The organism is Aminobacter niigataensis (genome assembly GCF_014200015.1).
GTDB classification, from domain to species: Bacteria; Pseudomonadota; Alphaproteobacteria; order Rhizobiales; family Rhizobiaceae; genus Aminobacter; species Aminobacter niigataensis.
Window position 1 is genome coordinate 1 of the sequence record NZ_JACHOT010000011.1, and the last position, 16,589, is coordinate 16,589.

General features: G+C 63.2%; 13 protein-coding genes and 1 tRNA gene. 5 read left to right on the forward strand and 9 right to left on the reverse strand.

Going from position 1 to position 16,589, the window contains the following annotated elements; translation table 11 throughout:
• Nucleotides 1–403 precede the first annotated feature (403 nt).
• From GGQ99_RS24505 to GGQ99_RS24515, 3 genes are all read right to left on the reverse strand, one after another.
• Nucleotides 404–2,119, reverse strand: coding sequence for an ABC transporter permease (locus GGQ99_RS24505; RefSeq protein WP_246389735.1), 1,716 nt, complete (start codon nucleotides 2,117–2,119; stop codon nucleotides 404–406).
• Nucleotides 2,120–2,200: 81 nt separating this feature from the next.
• Nucleotides 2,201–3,247, reverse strand: coding sequence for a Fe(3+) ABC transporter substrate-binding protein (locus tag GGQ99_RS24510; RefSeq protein WP_183264569.1), 1,047 nt, complete (start codon nucleotides 3,245–3,247; stop codon nucleotides 2,201–2,203).
• Nucleotides 3,248–3,496: 249 nt separating this feature from the next.
• Nucleotides 3,497–7,000, reverse strand: coding sequence for a PAS domain S-box protein (locus tag GGQ99_RS24515; protein WP_183264570.1), 3,504 nt, complete (start codon nucleotides 6,998–7,000; stop codon nucleotides 3,497–3,499).
• A 242-nt stretch (nucleotides 7,001–7,242) separates the two neighbouring features.
• Here GGQ99_RS24515 and GGQ99_RS24520 point away from each other — a divergent pair, with 242 nt between their 5' ends.
• A complete protein-coding gene (locus GGQ99_RS24520) occupies nucleotides 7,243–7,701 on the forward strand; it encodes a phasin (protein WP_108609133.1) in 459 nt (152 codons plus the stop codon).
• A 259-nt stretch (nucleotides 7,702–7,960) separates the two neighbouring features.
• A tRNA-His gene (locus GGQ99_RS24525) sits at nucleotides 7,961–8,037 on the forward strand.
• Nucleotides 8,038–8,272: 235 nt separating this feature from the next.
• Here the strand turns inward: GGQ99_RS24525 and GGQ99_RS24530 are convergent.
• Nucleotides 8,273–8,584: a hypothetical protein gene (locus tag GGQ99_RS24530; protein WP_183264571.1), complete on the reverse strand. Its 312-nt coding sequence runs from the start codon at nucleotides 8,582–8,584 to the stop codon at nucleotides 8,273–8,275.
• A 342-nt stretch (nucleotides 8,585–8,926) separates the two neighbouring features.
• Between GGQ99_RS24530 and GGQ99_RS24535 the strand changes: the two genes are divergently transcribed.
• Entirely contained in the window at nucleotides 8,927–9,301 is a 375-nt protein-coding gene (locus GGQ99_RS24535) for a hypothetical protein (protein WP_183264572.1), read from the forward strand.
• Nucleotides 9,302–9,336: 35 nt separating this feature from the next.
• Here GGQ99_RS24535 and GGQ99_RS24540 read toward each other — a convergent pair whose 3' ends face one another.
• The 5 genes from GGQ99_RS24540 to GGQ99_RS24560 all read right to left on the reverse strand — a co-directional run bounded on the left by GGQ99_RS24540 (nucleotide 9,337) and on the right by GGQ99_RS24560 (nucleotide 14,576).
• Complete coding sequence (locus GGQ99_RS24540; RefSeq protein ID WP_183264573.1) at nucleotides 9,337–10,155, reverse strand: ABC transporter permease; 819 nt, start codon at nucleotides 10,153–10,155, stop codon at nucleotides 9,337–9,339.
• 1 nt (nucleotide 10,156) lies between these two features.
• Nucleotides 10,157–11,068, reverse strand: coding sequence for an ABC transporter permease subunit (locus GGQ99_RS24545; RefSeq protein WP_183264574.1), 912 nt, complete (start codon nucleotides 11,066–11,068; stop codon nucleotides 10,157–10,159).
• A gap of 8 nt (nucleotides 11,069–11,076) precedes the next feature.
• The gene (locus GGQ99_RS24550; RefSeq protein WP_183264575.1) at nucleotides 11,077–12,216 is read right to left on the reverse strand and encodes an ABC transporter ATP-binding protein; all 1,140 of its coding nucleotides are present in this window, start codon (nucleotides 12,214–12,216) and stop codon (nucleotides 11,077–11,079) included.
• Between the two features lie 67 nt (nucleotides 12,217–12,283).
• The gene (locus tag GGQ99_RS24555; RefSeq protein WP_183264576.1) at nucleotides 12,284–13,384 is read right to left on the reverse strand and encodes a polyamine ABC transporter substrate-binding protein; all 1,101 of its coding nucleotides are present in this window, start codon (nucleotides 13,382–13,384) and stop codon (nucleotides 12,284–12,286) included.
• Between the two features lie 241 nt (nucleotides 13,385–13,625).
• Nucleotides 13,626–14,576: a DMT family transporter gene (locus GGQ99_RS24560; RefSeq protein WP_183264634.1), complete on the reverse strand. Its 951-nt coding sequence runs from the start codon at nucleotides 14,574–14,576 to the stop codon at nucleotides 13,626–13,628.
• A 237-nt stretch (nucleotides 14,577–14,813) separates the two neighbouring features.
• On the opposite strand from GGQ99_RS24560, the gene GGQ99_RS24565 reads away from it, so the two are divergent.
• On the forward strand, nucleotides 14,814–15,362 hold the full coding sequence (locus GGQ99_RS24565) for an NADPH-dependent FMN reductase (RefSeq protein WP_183264577.1): 549 nt from the start codon (nucleotides 14,814–14,816) through the stop codon (nucleotides 15,360–15,362).
• Entirely contained in the window at nucleotides 15,359–16,588 is a 1,230-nt protein-coding gene (locus GGQ99_RS24570; protein ID WP_183264578.1) for an MFS transporter, read from the forward strand. The genes GGQ99_RS24565 and GGQ99_RS24570 overlap by 4 nt, the downstream gene beginning before the upstream one ends.
• Nucleotide 16,589: the final 1 nt, after the last annotated feature.

Sequence of the window (16,589 nt, forward strand, 5' to 3'; positions counted from 1 at the left end):
GCCGTCGCCGACATCCCGCGCACCAAGTCGGGCAAGATCACCGAACTCGCCGTCCGCGACATCGTCCATGGCCGACCCGTCAAGAACCAGGAAGCACTGGCAAATCCCGAAGCGCTCGAGCTCTACAAGGACATCGAAGCCCTCGGGAGCTGAGGGCCTCATGCTTAACGAAGGGTAACCACCAAATTTACCTAGACTTCAGGAGTGGTACACTTTCGTAAACTTATCATTATCTCGGTAAGGAGCTGTTAAGGTTCGACCCCGATAGTCATGCCTAACTTGAAGGGAGAAATCCCTTTCCTCGTCTTCGAGGATGGCACGTTAGCTCAAGTCCCCGTTGTAAACAGCATCTCCTTTCAAGGCGCCAATCTGGCGCCTTTTTCTTTGGCGTTTGTTGGAGAAGCTAGAGCGACGCCTCGGCGTCGCGCACCAGAGCGCCGGAAAGCAGTACCACCGGCACCATGGCGGTGATGATGATGACGATGGCTGCGACGGCACCCTCCTCCGGCACGCCGCGCGAGGCGTTCTCATAGACATGGGTGGCGAGGGTGCTGAAGCCGAAGGGGCGCAGCAGGATGGTCGCCGACAGTTCCTTGACGGTATCGACGAACACGAGAACGGCGGCTGTCAGGATTGCCGGCTTGAGCAGCGGCAGCAGCACGCTGGTGGCACTCTGCGCCGGCGTCTTGCCGAGGCTGCGGGCGGCCTCGTCGAGGCTGCCGGGCAGCTTTTCCATGCCGGAGCGGATCGCGCCCTCGGCAAGCGCGACGAAGCGGATGGTGCAGGCGAGGATGACGGCGGCGGCCGAGCCGGTGAGCAGCAGCCCGGTGGAGACGCCGAGATAGGCGCGGGCGAAGGCGTCGACCGAATTGTCGAAGCGGGCAAGCACGAAGAGCAGGCCGAGGCCGAGGATACCGCCTGGCAGGGCGTAGCCAACCGACGCGAGCCGGACCATCGCCGCCATGCTGCGTGTCTTCGACAGGCGCTGGGCGTTGAGCAGGAACAACGCGATGCCGACGGTGACGACGGCGGTGATCGAGGCAGTCATCAGGCTGTTGACGAAGGCGCGTGCGACGTCGGGCGAGGCGAACTGTTCAAGGCGGCGCGATGCATACTGGCCGAAGATGGTGATCGGCACGCCGAATCCGCTGAGGATGGGCAGAAGCAGGGCCGCGGGCATGGCAAAGCGTGTCCAGCCCTTGAGCGCAAGGCGCGGCGGGTGGACCTTGAGGTGGGTGCCGCGGCCGGCATGGAAGCGTTGGCGGCGGCGCGCCCATTGCTCGGCGACCAGAAGCAGCACGACCAGCACCAGCATCAGGATGGCGATCTGCGCCCCGCCTTCGAGGCTGCCGCGGTTGAGCCAGGTGGTGTAGACGGCGACGGTGAGCGTGCGGACGCCGAAATATTCGGCCGCACCGATGTCGTTGATGCTCTCCATCAGCACCAGCGCCACGCCGGCGACGATGGCCGGCCGCGCGACGGGCAGCAGCACGCGCCAGAACACCCGCGCCGGCGAGGCGCCGAGCGTGCGCGCGACATCGGCGATATTGCGTCCCTGCATGAGAAAGACGATGCGGGTGGTCAAATAGACATAGGGATAGAGCACAGAGGCAAGCACGAAGGCCGTGCCCCAGGTCGAGCGTATGTCGGGAAACCAGTAATCGCGGATGGTCTGGAAGCCGAAGACGGCGCGGACCAGGCTCTGCACCGGCCCCTGATAGTGGAAGAACTCGCCGAAGGCATAGGCTGCGAGATAGGGCGGCACGGCAAGCGGCAGCACCAGCGCCCAGGACAGCATGCGGCGGAACGGAAAATCATAAGCGACGACCGCCCAGGCGCAGGCGACGCCGGCAACCGATGTCAGCGCTGCCACCATGACCAGCAGCGCAAGCGTGGTGCGCGTGGCGCCCGGCAACACGTTTTCGATCAGGTGCGGCCAATCCTCCCCGGTGCCGGAAAGGGCGACGAAGACAAGCGAAAACACCGGCAGGACGACGACGACGGCGATGGCGAGCGCCAGCGTGCCGAGCAACGGGTGGCGCGAGCGCTTGACGGGCAAAGCTCGGGCGTCCGCGGCAATCGCCTCGCCCGAAATCCCCTGACCTGCTCCGCTTGTCATCGGCAAGGCCGCTCCCCGGCAATGCAGAAAAGCCGGACCGATTGCCCGGCCCGGCTCTTCTTCAGTTCATATACCCGCCTATCAGCTGCTCGGGCCGTCGTCGAGGCCGACGCGGTCGACCATCTCGGAGGCAGCCTTGCGGCCCTTGGCGATGTCGACCAGCGGCAGCGTGTCAGCCTTCAACTCGCCGAAAGCCTTGACGGTCTCGGACGGCTCGAGGCCGGGCTCGACCGGGTATTCGTAGTTCTTCTCGGCGTAGACCTGCTGGGCCTCGTGGCTGGCCAGGAAGCGGATCAGCTTGACGGCGTTGTCACGGTTGGGCGCGTTCTTGGCGAGCGCCGCACCCGAGATGTTGACGTGAGTCAGGCCGTTCTCGAAGGTCGGGAAGAGCACGTTGATGGCGTTGCCCCATTCCTTTTCCTTCGGGTCCTTCTCGTTGTTGCGCATCAGGCCGACATAGTAGGTGTTGCCGATGGCGATGTCGCACTCGCCGGCAGCGATGGCGCCAGCCTGCGGACGGTCGCCGCCGTCGGGCTTCTTGGCGAGGTTGGCCTTCAGGCCCTTCATCCACTCTTCGGTCTTCTCAGGCCCCCAATGGGCAATTGCTGCCGAGAACAGGGCCAGATTGTAGTCGTGCTGGCCCGAACGCATGCAGATCTTGCCCTTCCACTTGGGATCGGCGAGCTCGGCATAGGTGATCGCCGTGTCCTTGACGCGCTCCTTGGAGGCGTAGATCACGCGGGCGCGCTTGGTGACGCCGAACCAGTTGCCTTCCGGATCGCGATACTCGGCCGGCAGCAGCTTGTTGATTTCCTCGTCGACCAGCGGCTGGGTGACGCCCTTTTCCTTGGCCGAGGTGAGACGGGCGATGTCGACGGTCATGATGACGTCGGCAGGCGAATTCTGGCCTTCCGCCTGGATGCGTTCCTCAAGACCCTTGTCGAGGAACAGCACTTCGGTCTTGATGCCGGTCTCGGCGGTGAAGGCATCGAGCACCGGCTTGATCAGATCGGGCTGGCGATAGGTGTAGATGTTGACCACGCCATCGGCGAGCGCCGAGGTGGTGAAGAGCGCCGCAATCGCGAGGGCGCCGCCGGCAATTGCCGACCTGGCGTTTCCAAACTTCATTTTTTCTCTCCTGGCCAAAGGGGGCAAAGTCCCTTGAGGAACATATGGCAGCCTCGCTCGCGAGACCCCCTTCCCTATGGCCATTGTGACACTTGCGGTCAAGTTTAAAGGCCAACAAATTCAATAGTTTAGAAATGTTCTAAACTGGACTGTTTTTCACCGGATTCAATGGCTTGTTCGACAAATTCTAACAACAGCCGGCGAGGATCACGCAGATGTGCACAAAATGTCGCACCCGGCGGGCGCCCACTACTCTGCGAGAACCCTCGTCGAGGGGAAGGTCACCTCTATCAGAGTGCCTTCGCCCGGGGTCGACGCAATGGTGAAACGGGCGCGATTTGCCTCGACCATCGCCTTGGTCAGCGGCAGGCCGAGGCCGGTTCCGTCGCCCCTGCCGCGCTTCAGCGAATTGATCTGCTTGAACGGTTTCAGCGCCTGCTCGATCTCGGCCTGGCTCATGCCGATGCCGGTGTCGCGCACCCGCATGACGATGTCGCCCGAGGTTTCGTAGGCGGTGGAAACGATGACCTGGCCGCCAGCCTGGGTGTAGCGCACGGCATTGGACAGGATGTTGAGCGCGATCTGACGGATGCTGCGCCGGTCGGCGACGATTTCCGGCAGGCGCGAGGCAAAGCTGGAGCGGATGATGACGCGCTCGCGATTGGCCTGAGGCTGCATCATGGCCACCGTCTCGGCGAGCGTATCGTTGAGCGACACCGCCTCGTAGTCCATCTCCTGCTGGCCGGCCTCGATCTTGGAGATGTCGAGCAGGTCGTTGACCAGATCGAGCACATGATTGCCGGAGCGGTTGATGTCGCGGAGATAGTCGCGGTAGCGGTCGTTGGCGACCGGTCCGAACTTCTCGTCGACCATCAGTTCGGAGAAGCCGATGATGGCATTGAGCGGCGTGCGGATCTCGTGGCTGATGCGGGCGAGGAAATCGGTCTTCTGCGACGACGACCGCTCGGCCACAGCGCGCGCCTGGGTCAGTTCCTCCTCGGCGCGCTTCCACTGGGTGATGTCGCGGACGACAGCGCAGAAGCCGCTGTCGTTGGGCAGGCGGCCAATGGTCATGAACAGCGGTATGAAGCGGCCCTGCGATTCGCGGCCGATGACCTCGCGGCCATCGTTGAGCACGCTCGCCACGCCATGCTCGGACAGGCCGACCAGATAGTCGCGCGCGGCGCGCTGGCTCTCGATGGCAAACAGCGAATGGAACTGCTTGCCGGTGACCTCGTCGCTGTCGAAACCGAACAAAGCTTCGGCCGGGCGGCTGATCGAGCGAATGGCGCCGTCGCGGTCGATGAGCACGACGCCGTCGGTGGCAGTGTCGATGATGGTGCGCATCTCGGCGAGACGCTCTTCAAGCTCGGCTATCTGGCCTGAGGCGTCGTCGAGGTCGTCATCGCCGCTGATGCGACGTACCACCAGCATCAGCGCCTTGCCGTCCTGCCAGGGCACCGAGCGCAGCACCGCCTCGATCGGAAACTCCTCGCCGTCGCGGGTCTTCAGTTTCAGCTCATGGTCTGAGCCCGGTTCGTCGCCGTAGCTCTCGGCAAACAGCGCGTCGAGGCCGCCGGCCTGCGCCAGTTCATCGACCGAACCGTAGCCGGTCAGGTCGAGAAACTCGGCATTGGCATAGTGCAGCACGTCGCCGGCATGGATGAGCACCGGTACCGGCAATTCCTCGAGGATCGGGGCATCGACGGGCGTGTCGCGTCCCCCCGAGAACGACGGGATGACGTCCTCAGTGCGCAGCGGAGGCCTTGCGGGCTCGTCGCGCGGAGGTTCGGCCTGTTCGGCTGCCGGTTCGCTTGCTCGCACGGACGACAGAGCCACGACCTCTGCACCCTCGCCCGCCGGCTGATCTTCCGGCGCCACCTGAGTGGCACCAGGGGCATCCTGTTCGGCAAGTTCGGCGGCGGCGGCTTCGGAATAGCCGGCAATTTCGGCCGACGCCGCTTCGCCGTTGTTCTCGGCTGCCGCCACGTCCGCTTCTGGTGCGCCCGATCCTGGCTGCTGCCGAGCGGCGACAATCTCGCCCGCCCGTTTGAGCTTTTCGCCGATCTCGCGGAAGGCGTTGCGCTCGACGGACGAAAGCCCCTTGCCGTTGGCGGGCTCCTCCGGCGCGGTCGGCCGATGCTCGGCAAGCCGGATCACCTTGTCCGAATAGCGGCGATCGTGCGTCGGCTCGATTTCCAGCGCCGGCACCTCGCCGGAGAATGGGTCGGCGGGAGCGGCTGCTTCGGCTGCGGGCCCGTCCGATGGAGCAGTCCCGGCTTCCGCCTGCTCAGCAGGGTCGACGGCCCCCGGTTCGGCGGCCGAAGACGCAGGTTCCGCCAACTCTTCGGCGGCGTCTTCAGGCGTAGCTTCCAGCGGCGGCGTGCCGTTGGGCACCAGGGCCAGGCCGATGCGCTCGTGGTCGATCACGGCCTCAGCCGGGCGCGCCACGCCAAATCCTCGAAAACCCTCGAAACTGCGGTCGCGCCCATAAACCGGCAATGCGGCGAGATCGACCGGGATACGCTGTTCCGAGCCGGCCACCGGCCATAGCACCGAACGGCCCGACCAGGTGTCGCGGCGCTGGAGCAGTCCGGCGATCTCGCCGGAGGGATCGAGCTCGAACGTGTTCGAGACATCCTGGAAGCGCCGGCCGATGACATCGGCTGCATGCTCGCCGACCACGGCGGCGAATTCAGGCGAAATCGCGCTGAAACGTCCCTCGGCATCGGTGCGCCAGACAAAGCGGACCGGTGCCGCCGATCGTTCCGTCACCGGCTCGGGGCGTTTCGCCGGCGGCCCGGCGGCCTCGCCAGTCACGACAGCCGGCCTTTCCACGAGTTCGGCGACAGATCCCGGCTCAGGCAGCTTGGGCGAATGCTGCGCGGCAGCCATCTCGCGGACCGCGGCCCCGCCTCTGCTTTCGCGTTCTTCCGGGCTGAAATACCAATGATCGTGGTCTGAATGCGGAGAGACTTGTGGCTGCGCTGGGGCGGTCGCCTGAGTCCGCTGGGGATCGGCATCCCGGGCAGGCTCCAGCGCAGGTCCGGCCGGAGCCTCCTCGGGGGGGCTGCCTTCGAAGGCTTCGATGCGTTCATCGACGACGACAAGCAGATGCCGCGCCGGATCGTCGACAAGCCGCGCCAGTCCGGCAGGCAGGTAGCCACCGGCGGCGGGGATGGCCCGCTTGATGATGCGGTCGCGTTCGCGGCTGACGGCAGAGACCAGACCGGCAAGGGTCGAGGTGGCGATGCCAAGGTCGGCAAATCCCTCGGTCGCCGCTTCTATTTCGCCTCGACCATCGACAAAGGCGAGAAAATGCCCCGGCTCGGTGAAGCCACGGATGGCGTTGGCGGCAATGTCCCTGACGCCGCGCGCGCTCGCCTGGGTTACGGGAACGGCAAGCATGATTGCGGTTTCGTCATCGGGCAGCCGGACCGAGCTCGCCGTGAAGGCCACGGCGCTGCTGGTCATGCCCGATGCCACCCGCACCATGATGGCGCGGTCGCTGCCGATTTCGGGAAAGCCCGAAGTCGCGGCGATCTGCCGACGCGCCGCCAGGCCCAGGCGCGCCGGGGCGCCGATCACCGCATCGATGTCGTCATAACCGAGCACGGCAGCACCCGGACCATTGGCCCAAACAACGTCCTCGAGGTCGGCAGTCAACACGACGATAGCGTCGCCAGCAGCAAAATGCTGCCTGACACGGTCGACCACCGCGACGTCGATGAAGGAATAGGCTGCTGACGGCATTCACATAACCCGCAAGGCACGCATTCTCGTAATTAACGCTTTGTTAATAAAAGCCGTCATCGCCAAGGTCTAGCAAACAGGTGTCATAGAGCGAGATTATTCTCGCCACGTGGTTAACCCCGCAGAAGCCAGAAATGGTGCACTGCAACATAGATATTGCATTGCACCATAAAATGCCCTATATGAGATATGCGAATAAACGAGACGGGTGACAACACCCCGTCCAGTCACAGGGTGAGACAATGTCCAAGACCAAAACCGCAGAATTCGCAGACACCATCGAAATGCCGAGCTTCGACGTTTCCAAGGCCACCGACCAGTTCCGCGTCTTCGCAGAAAAGGGCGTCGAGCAGTCCAAGGAAGCCTACACCAAGCTCAAGACCGGCGCCGAAGAGGCGCAGAAGACGATCGAGACCAGCTATGAGACCGCCCGCAGCGTGACCAACGAGCTGTCGCTCAAGGCGATTGCCGCACTCCGCACCAATGCCGAAGCCGGCTTCTCGCATCTCGAAGCTCTCGCCGGCGCCAAGTCGCTGTCGGAAATCGTCGAACTGCAGACCTCTTATCTGCGCAGCCGCGTCGAGCAGACCGTCGAGCAGGCCAAGGACTTCCAGGCCGTTGCCTCGAAGGCCGCCGAAGACGTTTCGAAGCCGGTCAAGACCGCCTTCGAAAAGGCGCTGAAAGACCTCAAGGCCGCTTAACAGCGTCCGACAAGATACCCGGCGGGCGGTTCCTCCTCCCTCTGCCTGCCGGGCGAAGCGGCCAGCACCTCCTCCCGCTGGTCACACAAAGGAAAAGGCCGGCACCTCCTCCCGTCGGCCTTTTTCTTTTTCCGGGGCTGATATCCCGCTGAATTCAGCGACTTCGCGCTATGGGCACAAATCGCCGCAGTGGATGGTTCGCAAAGCTCTTGAAATGTGTTGGAATTGTCCGTAAGGACGCTGCGCCAGAGCAAGGCACGCGGTTGTAGCTCAGTTGGTTAGAGCGCCGGATTGTGGATCCGGAGGTCGGTGGTTCGAGCCCACCCAACCGTACCAACACCTTCCCCCGACAGACTGATATGCACGGCAAAGCCTGGTTTTCCTGATGGCGTTGTGCGTCGTCACATCCCTATCGCAATGCTTGCCACCAACATGGCGATTCGGACTGAGCACACCGTTCCGCGATTCGCGGCTCGGCAATCGGCAGCAGCGCACAACGCAAAACGGCGCGCCTCGCTTGAAGCGCGCCGGTTTTGCGGTCTCTGGGACGAAGGTGTCGTCCCGGCGTTTGTTACTGGCAGGGGGCCAGGTAGGTCACCGGCCTGCCATTGCGGTCATACATCGGCCGACCGCGGTTGTCGTACTGGTGGTAACGGCATTCGCCAGGTGCGGTGCCCGCGCCGATCATTGCGCCGGCGAGGCCGCCAATGACGGCGCCAGCAACGGTCGAGCCCGTATTGCCGCCGATGGCCTGGCCGACCAGGGCGCCGCCCACCGCGCCGACGGCACCGCCGCCGACAGCGCGTTCCTGCGGGGTGTTACAGGCCGTAGCGGCCAATGCGACGAAAGACAAAACTGCAGCTGTGGCGAGAAAACGCGTCATTACCCCTACTCCTCAAAGTTGATCGCCATGACGCTATCATGGCGACATTGGCTTATCCAGCGGCACATCCTTGGAAAGGTTAGCCTTTTTGCGCCGCTCCAAGATCAGCCTATACTTGCGGACGAGCGATCTCCGGGGTTGCCGATGTAGCGATGGCTGTCACCCGTTGCGCGGCTTGTTCGTCACGCAAGCGCTGAACCTTACGTGCTTATCCGCCAAAACATGGCTTCGCATCGAGATCTGTAACTACAACATGGATCTGCAATACATAAAATCTGCCATAAAGCTTTCATCTCTCCTTCTGGCGTCATGTGACTTCATGGCGACTTTCAGGAGAGAGCAATGACAAGACTTTACCTCGCCGCCATCATCATTCTAACTGCAAATACAGCTGCCTGGTCGCAAATGATGCCGCTGAGAGGCGGTCGCGCGCCTGACGGATACATCTCCCTGTCTTCAAACATCACCATTTCCATGCCATTCGACAAATCGCAAGACATCGAAGCGCAGCAGAAGGCGGCAATGGAATCCGTCTACCGGATGATCAAGAACAGTTGCGAGCTCGTCGTCGACGCGTTTGCCGAGAGCTGCGAAATCACCGGCGTCAGCAGCAACGTCAACATGAGCAACCGAAACGACCGCGAAATGTCCGTGACGGTCAGCGGCCAGGTGCAGATGGTTGCGAAGCCCAGAGCGGTCGCCGCTCCCAATCCGTGAGCGGCGACAAATCGCCAGATCGTAAATGCCGCAGCCTAGCCCCGCTGCGCCGCCTGTTCGTCGCGCAGGCGCTGAACCTCGCGCCGCTTGTTGACCAGCGAGGCGGCGATGACGCCGACGGCGACGATGCCGATCAGGATGGTGCAGGCGGCGTTGATTTCGGGCGTCACGCCAAGCCGGACCTGGCTGTAGATCTTCATCGGCAAGGTCGTTGCGCCCGGACCGGAGGTGAAGCTCGAAATCACCAGGTCGTCGATCGACAGGGTGAAGGCGAGCATCCAGCCGGAGACGATCGCCGGCAGGATGACCGGCAGCGTGATCTGGAAGAAGGTCTTGACCGGCGGCGCGCCGAGATCCATCGCCGCTTCCTCGAGCGAGCGATCGAAGGTGACCAGCCGCGACTGCACCACCACCGCCACGAAACACATCGAGAAGGTGATGTGGGCGAGCGTCAGGGTGAAGAAGCCGCGGTCGAGCCCGACGGCAACGAACAGCAGAAGCAACGACAGGCCGGTGATGACCTCGGGCATGACCAGCGGGGCGAACACCATGCCCGAAAACAGCACCCTGCCGCGAAAGCGGGTGTAGCGGGTGAGTGCCAGGGCGGCGAGCGTGCCGAGCACGGTGGCCAATGTCGCAGACACCAGGCCGACGCGGATAGTCACCCAGGCGGCATCCATCAGGCCCTGATTGTGGAACAGCGAGACGTACCACTTGGTCGAGAAGCCGCCCCAAACGGTGACGAGCTTGGATTCGTTGAAGGAGAAGATAACCAGAAGCACAATGGGCAAATAGAGGAAGGCAAAGCCCAGCACGATCGACGTGATGTTGAAGCGACTCCAGCTCGCGTTCATCTCAGCGCCCCTCTTCCTGGGCGCGGGCCTGCGCCTGCTGGAAGAACATGATCGGGACGACCAGCAAGAGCAGCAGGATGACGGCCACCGCAGAGGAGACCGGCCAGTCGCGATTGGCGAAGAACTCGTTCCACAGCGTCTTGCCGATCATCAGCGTCTGCGAACCGCCGAGCAGGTCGGGGATGACGAACTCGCCGACGGCCGGGATGAAGACCAGCAGGCAGCCGGCGATGACGCCGGGCAGCGACAGCGGAAACGTGATTTTCCAGAAGGCGGCGATCGGCGGGCAACCAAGGTCCTGCGCCGCCTCGATCAGCGAATAATCCATCTTCTCAAGCGCCGAATAGAGCGGCAGGATCATGAACGGCAGGTAGGAATAGACAATGCCGATGAAGATCGCCGTATGGGTGTTCAGGATCACCAGCGGCTGGTCGATGATACCGGTGCCGAGCAGCAGTTGGTTGAGCAGCCCCTCGGGCTTGAGGATGCCAATCCAGGCGTAGACGCGGATCAGGAAGCTGGTCCAGAACGGCAGGATCACCAGCATCAGCAGCGTCGGCCTGATCGTCGCCGGCGCGCGCGCCATGCCGTAGGCAATGGGATAGCCGACCAGCAGCGCCAGGAATGTCGAGATGCCGGCGATGACCACGCTCGATACGTAGGCGTTGAAATAGAGCGCGTCCTGGGTCAGCCAAAGGTAGTTGTCGAAGCTGAATTCGCCGATCTGCGACATCAGGCCGGAAAAGCCGTCGGCAAGGCCAAGGACGGGCGTATAGGGCGGCATGGCAATGGCCGTCGTCGAAAGCGATATCTTGAAGACGATGACGAACGGAATGAGAAAGAAAAACAGCAGCCAGAGATACGGAACGAGGATGACCAGGCGGTTGGTGATGGCCGAGAGGGGGCTTTTCATCTCTCCACCTATCGCGTCAGAACGACGCCGGCGTCGTTGCGGAATGAGATCCATGCCTTGTCATCCCAGCTCAGCGGGTCCTCGGTGGCGCGCGTCGCATTGAGCGAGCTTGCCTTGACCACCTGGCCATTGCCGAGCTGGACGTGGAAGATGGTCATGTCGCCAAGATAGGCGATGTCGTAGATCTCGCCTTCCATGACATTGTCGCCGCTTTCCGGCTTTTTCGACGAGACCTTGATCTTCTCGGGCCGGATGGCGAAGGCGACCTCGCTGCCGGCCGCCGCATCGCCGGCATTGGCGGTGCGTATGGTGACGCCATTGGCGCTGGCGATGGTGGCGCCCGCGCCGTCGCGGTCGGCGACCTTGCCTTCGAACATGTTGATGTTGCCGACGAAGTCGGCGACGAAACGCGAGCCTGGTGCCTCATAGACCTCGGCTGGCGTCGCCACCTGCATCACCTCGCCCTTGTCGAGGATGGCGATGCGGTCGGCCATGGTCATGGCTTCTTCCTGGTCGTGGGTGACGACGACGAAGGTCAGGCCGAGCGTCTGCTGCAGGTCCATCAGTTCGAATTGGGTTTCCTCGCGCAGCTTCTTGTCGAGCGCGCCAAGCGGCTCGTCGAGCAGCAGCACCTTGGGCTGCTTGGCGACTGCGCGGGCGAGCGCGACGCGCTGGCGCTGGCCGCCCGAAAGCTGGTGCGGCTTGCGCTTGGCGAACTGGCTGAGCTTGACCAGCTTGAGCATCTCGGCGACACGCGTGTCGATGTCGGCCCTGGCCATGCCGTCCTGCTTGAGGCCGAAGCCGATATTCTGCTCGACCGTCATGTGCGGGAACAGCGCATAGGACTGGAACATCATGTTGACCGGCCGCCGGTAGGGCGGGATGCCGCGCAGGTCCTGGCCGTCGAGCAGGATCTGGCCAGAGGTCGGCTCCTCGAAACCGGCCAGCATGCGCAACAAGGTCGACTTGCCGCAGCCCGATGCGCCGAGAAGCGCGAAGAATTCGCGCTCGTAGATCGACAGCGACAGGTTGTTGACCGCGGTGAAGTCACCAAAACGCTTGGTGACATTCTTGAATTGAATGTAGGGCTTGGCGTCTGGCTTGTTCCAGGGCGCAAACTCCCTGCGGATATTGCCGAGCGATTTCATTTCCCTCTCCCACCTGCCCCTGATGCGAAATCCCGGCGCGCCATGGCGCCGGGATCGGGTGGCCTGGCTATTGTCCCGTGACGATCTTGGTCCAGCTGCGGGTGACGGCGCGCTGGGTCTTGGGATCGTAAGGCGGCACGGTAAAGAGCTTGGCGAGCGTTGCCTCATCCGGATAGATCGCCGGATCGCCTGAAATCTCCTTGTCGATGAACTGCTGAGACGCCTTGTTGCCGTTGGCATAGAAGATGTAGTTGGAGGCCTTGGCCGCCACTTCCGGCTTCATCATGTAGTTGATGAACTCGTGCGCCTCGGCGACGTGCTGGGCATCGGCCGGGATCGCCATCTGGTCAAACCACATCTCCGCGCCTTCCTTCGGGATGACGTAGTCGACGACGACACCCTGGTCCGCTTCGGCGGCTCGGTCACGTGCCTGGAAGACGTCGCCCGACCAGCCAACCGCCAGGCAGATGTCGCCGTTGGCGAGCGCGTTGATGTATTCCGACGAATGGAACTTGCGGATCGACGGACGGACCTGGAGCAGTGTCTCTTCCGCCTTGGACAGGTCGCCCAGTTCGGTCGACTGGGGCTTGAGGCCGAGATAATTCAGCGTCGTCGGGAAGATGTCGGTCGGCGAATCCAGCAGATAGACACCGCAATCGGCAAGCTTGGCCAACTGCTCCGGCTTGAAGACGACATCCCAGCTGTCGATCTTGTCGATGCCGAGGGCCTCCTTGATCTTCTTCTGGTTGTAGCCGATGCCGACCGTGCCCCACATGTAGTTGACCGAGTATTCGTTGCCCGGATCGTAGGCGGCGGTACGCGAACTCACGACGTCCCATACATTCGCCAGGTTGGGCAGCTTGGATTTGTCGAGCTTCTGATAGACGCCGGCCTGAATCTGGCGCGCCAGGAAGGGGCTGGCCGTGGGGACGACCACGTCGTAGCCGCTGCCGCCGGCAAGCAGCTTTGTTTCAAGTATCTCGTTGGAATCGTAGACGTCATAGACGACCTTGATGCCGGTCTCCTTGGTGAAGTCCTCGATGATGGAAGAATCGATGTAGTCCGACCAGTTGTAGACGTTGACGACCCGCTCCTGGGCGCTGGCAGTGGTCGCAAAAACAGCGATAAGGGCTGACGCGGCGGTCAGCCAAAGCGCTCTACGGTTCATGGCAGTCTCCTTTTCCGGACGCGCCCGTCCCGGCACATCCTGATCCCTTACAAAAATCGAGTGATGAAGGTAGCGCGCTCCCGCCGGCTCGCAGTTCGGCGCAAACGTGATGGCGATTTACAGCTGCGGACACCGAAGCCCCGGCAGTGGAACCTGGCAAGATACGCCTGTGTTGTTGTTACCCTCGGAGGTCAGCCTGCCCGCCGGACGGTAGCATTGTCAATGGTAAACAAGACATCGCTCAATCAGGCATGGGGACGCCCGTGATACCCGGCCTTTGGGGCCGTGCCTGGCGCTTGAATTCCAAGGTCAGATGCACCAGCAAGGCCGAGAAGATGACGGCTCCGCCGACAATGGTGCGCGTCGACGGCACCTCAGCGTGGACGAGCCAGACCCAGATCGGGCCGAGCAACGTCTCGAAAGTCCCGATCAGCGCGGCAATGGCCGCCGGAATGAGCCGCGCGCCGGTGGCAAAGCAGGCAAGGCCGAGGCCAAGATTGAGCGCGCCGAAGGCGAACAGGAAACCCATGTCGTGCGGCGTCACCACAAACATCGACGCTTGTGAAGCGGCAAAGGTCGCGGCGATCAAGGTGCCCAGGCATGTGGCCGGCGTCATCCGGACATGGGCGAAGCGACGGGTGATGACGGTGGCGATGGAGAACGCCACGGCGATCAGCAGAGCGAGGCCGTCGCCAATGGGCGACACGGCGCCGTCGAGCGATTCGGAGACCATGATGGCGACGCCCGAGATGACCGCGAAGATCGCTACCCATGTCGCCGTGGCAACACGTTCGCGAAACAGGACCCAGGCAAACAGCGCCGCCAGCAGCGGCACGCCGGCCTGCATGAGCAGGATGTTGGCGACGGTGGTGTAGGCAAGCGCCACGACAAACGAGGTCGAGGCGGTGGCAAAGCAAATCGCCACGAGCAAGCCGGGAACCCCCATCTCGCGGAACAAGCGTAGCGTGCCGCGCATGCCATCGCGCCAGGCCATGAAGGCCAGCAGGAAAGCGGCCGCCCAGAACGAGCGCCAGAACACGATTGTCCAGCTGTCGGGAGCCTCGATGAAGCGGGCAATGGCGCCGCCCAGGCTCCACATCAGCGCCGACAGGAAGACCAACACCACGCCAATGCGCTGCTCGCCCGTGCTGCCGGTCGAGCCCAACTGCGAAGTTGATGCCTGTTCGCCCATGCGTGCGTCCGTCGCCTCCCCCTTGGCGTGGTTGGACCGCACACGCCTTGCCTCCGATAGCCGAGCAGCCGCGCGTTGGCGAGGTCCAGTGCCCCTATCCCGTTAGGGCACTTGCATAAGCCGCATATGTGCACTCCAGAACTTTCAGATCCTGTCATTTATGCGCTTGACCTCAACTTACCTTGAGGTTCTAAAGACACGGCTCCGACGCCCGCATTGAATTGCAGCCATGCCGAAATGCCGCCGAAAACCAAGCTCGCTGTGATCTATGGCAGCGCCCGCCAGGGCCGTTTCTGCGACGTCGTGGTCAATTGGGTCGCCTCCCAGATCCGCGGGCATGACCAGTTCGCGCTCGAGCTGGTCGATCCGCGAGACCTCAGCCACGACCGCCACGACATCGCGCGCCGCCTCGACGAGGCGGATGCGTTCATCATCGTAACGCCCGAATACAATCACGGCTACACCGCCGACCTGAAAGCGCTGATCGACGCGCACAGCATTCAATGGCAGGCCAAGCCACTTGCCTTCGTATCCTATGGCGGCATCTCCGGTGGCCTGCGCGCGATCGAGCAGCTACGGCTGGTCTTTGCCGAACTTCACGTCGTGGCGATTCGCGACACGGTGAGCTTTGCCTTCGCTTCGAAGAAGTTCGATGCCAGCGGCGCGCTGATCGAACCCGGGGAACCACATCGGGCGCTGGCCGTCTTGCTGGCGCGCCTGCGGTGGTGGGCAGTCAACCTGCGCGAAGCCCGCGCCAACGCGCCCTATTTCGAGGTGGCAGCATGAACATCGCCCAGCAAGTCCAGGTCGCGAATGCGACGCCTGCCCCCGAGCGCCATGCCGCGCGCAATACGACGCTGCTGCTGATCAGTTCGCTGACCATCATGTCGGGCGCGACCATTGCACCGTCGCTGCCGGCGATCGAAGCCCATTTCGCAGGCAGCGCCAATGTCGAGATCCTGACCAGGCTGGTGCTCACCCTGCCAGCGCTGTTCATCGTGATCTGCGCGCCCTTCGCCGGCGGGCTGGCCGACCGCTTTGGCCGTCGGCCGCTGCTGATCGCAGCCGCACTGCTCTATGGCCTGAGCGGGATGTCGGGCATCTTCGGCAATTCTCTGGTGGGGTTGCTGATTGGCCGCGCGCTGCTCGGCGTGGCGGTGGCCGGCGTCATGACCACCGCAACCGCGCTTGTCGGCGACTACTTCAGCGGACCTGCACGCGACCGCTTCATGGGCTATCAGTCGGCATTTGTCGGCGTTGGCGGCCTGATCTTCCTGACCGGTGGCGGCATGCTCGCCGAAATGCACTGGCGCGCGCCGTTTGCCGTCTACGGGCTGTCGCTACTGTTGATCCCGGCGGTGATGGCCTTCATCAAAGAGCCGGTTCGCGCACAACGCTCCACCCACGCAGCGTCCGCACCAAGCGGCAGCGGCACCGTGTGGCTGGCCGTCATGGCAGTCTATGCCGCGGCGGTGATCAACAGCGTCGCCTTCTACCTGCTGCCGACGCAGCTGCCGTTCCACCTCAACGCCATGGGCATTGGTTCACCTGCCGTGGCCGGGCTGGCGATCGGCGTGGGCAACATGGTGGGGGCAGTTGTCGCCCTTTCCTATGACCGGTTGCGAGCAAGGCTCGGGACGACCGGCGTGTTCGGTCTCGCCTTTGGCCTGACAGCCATCGGCTATGTACTCCTCGGGTTGGCGGAAACGCTCGCGCCGGTGCTGGCAGCGGCAGGCGTGGTTGGCCTGGGGCTCGGCATGATGATGCCCAACATCGCCGCCGCCGCCATGGCCGTCGCATCGCCCGACATGCGCGGGCGTATTGCCGGCGGCATGACGGCAAGCGTCTTTGCCGGCCATTTCATCTCGCCCTTCGTCAGCCAGCCAATGATTGCGGCATTCGGATTTGCCAACACCTACGTCTACGTGGGCGCAGGTGTCGGCGTTATCGCCCTGCTCGCTGGGGCAATAGCAGTCACATATGCGCGGCGCGTTCCGGCTTCTGTCGCCTGAA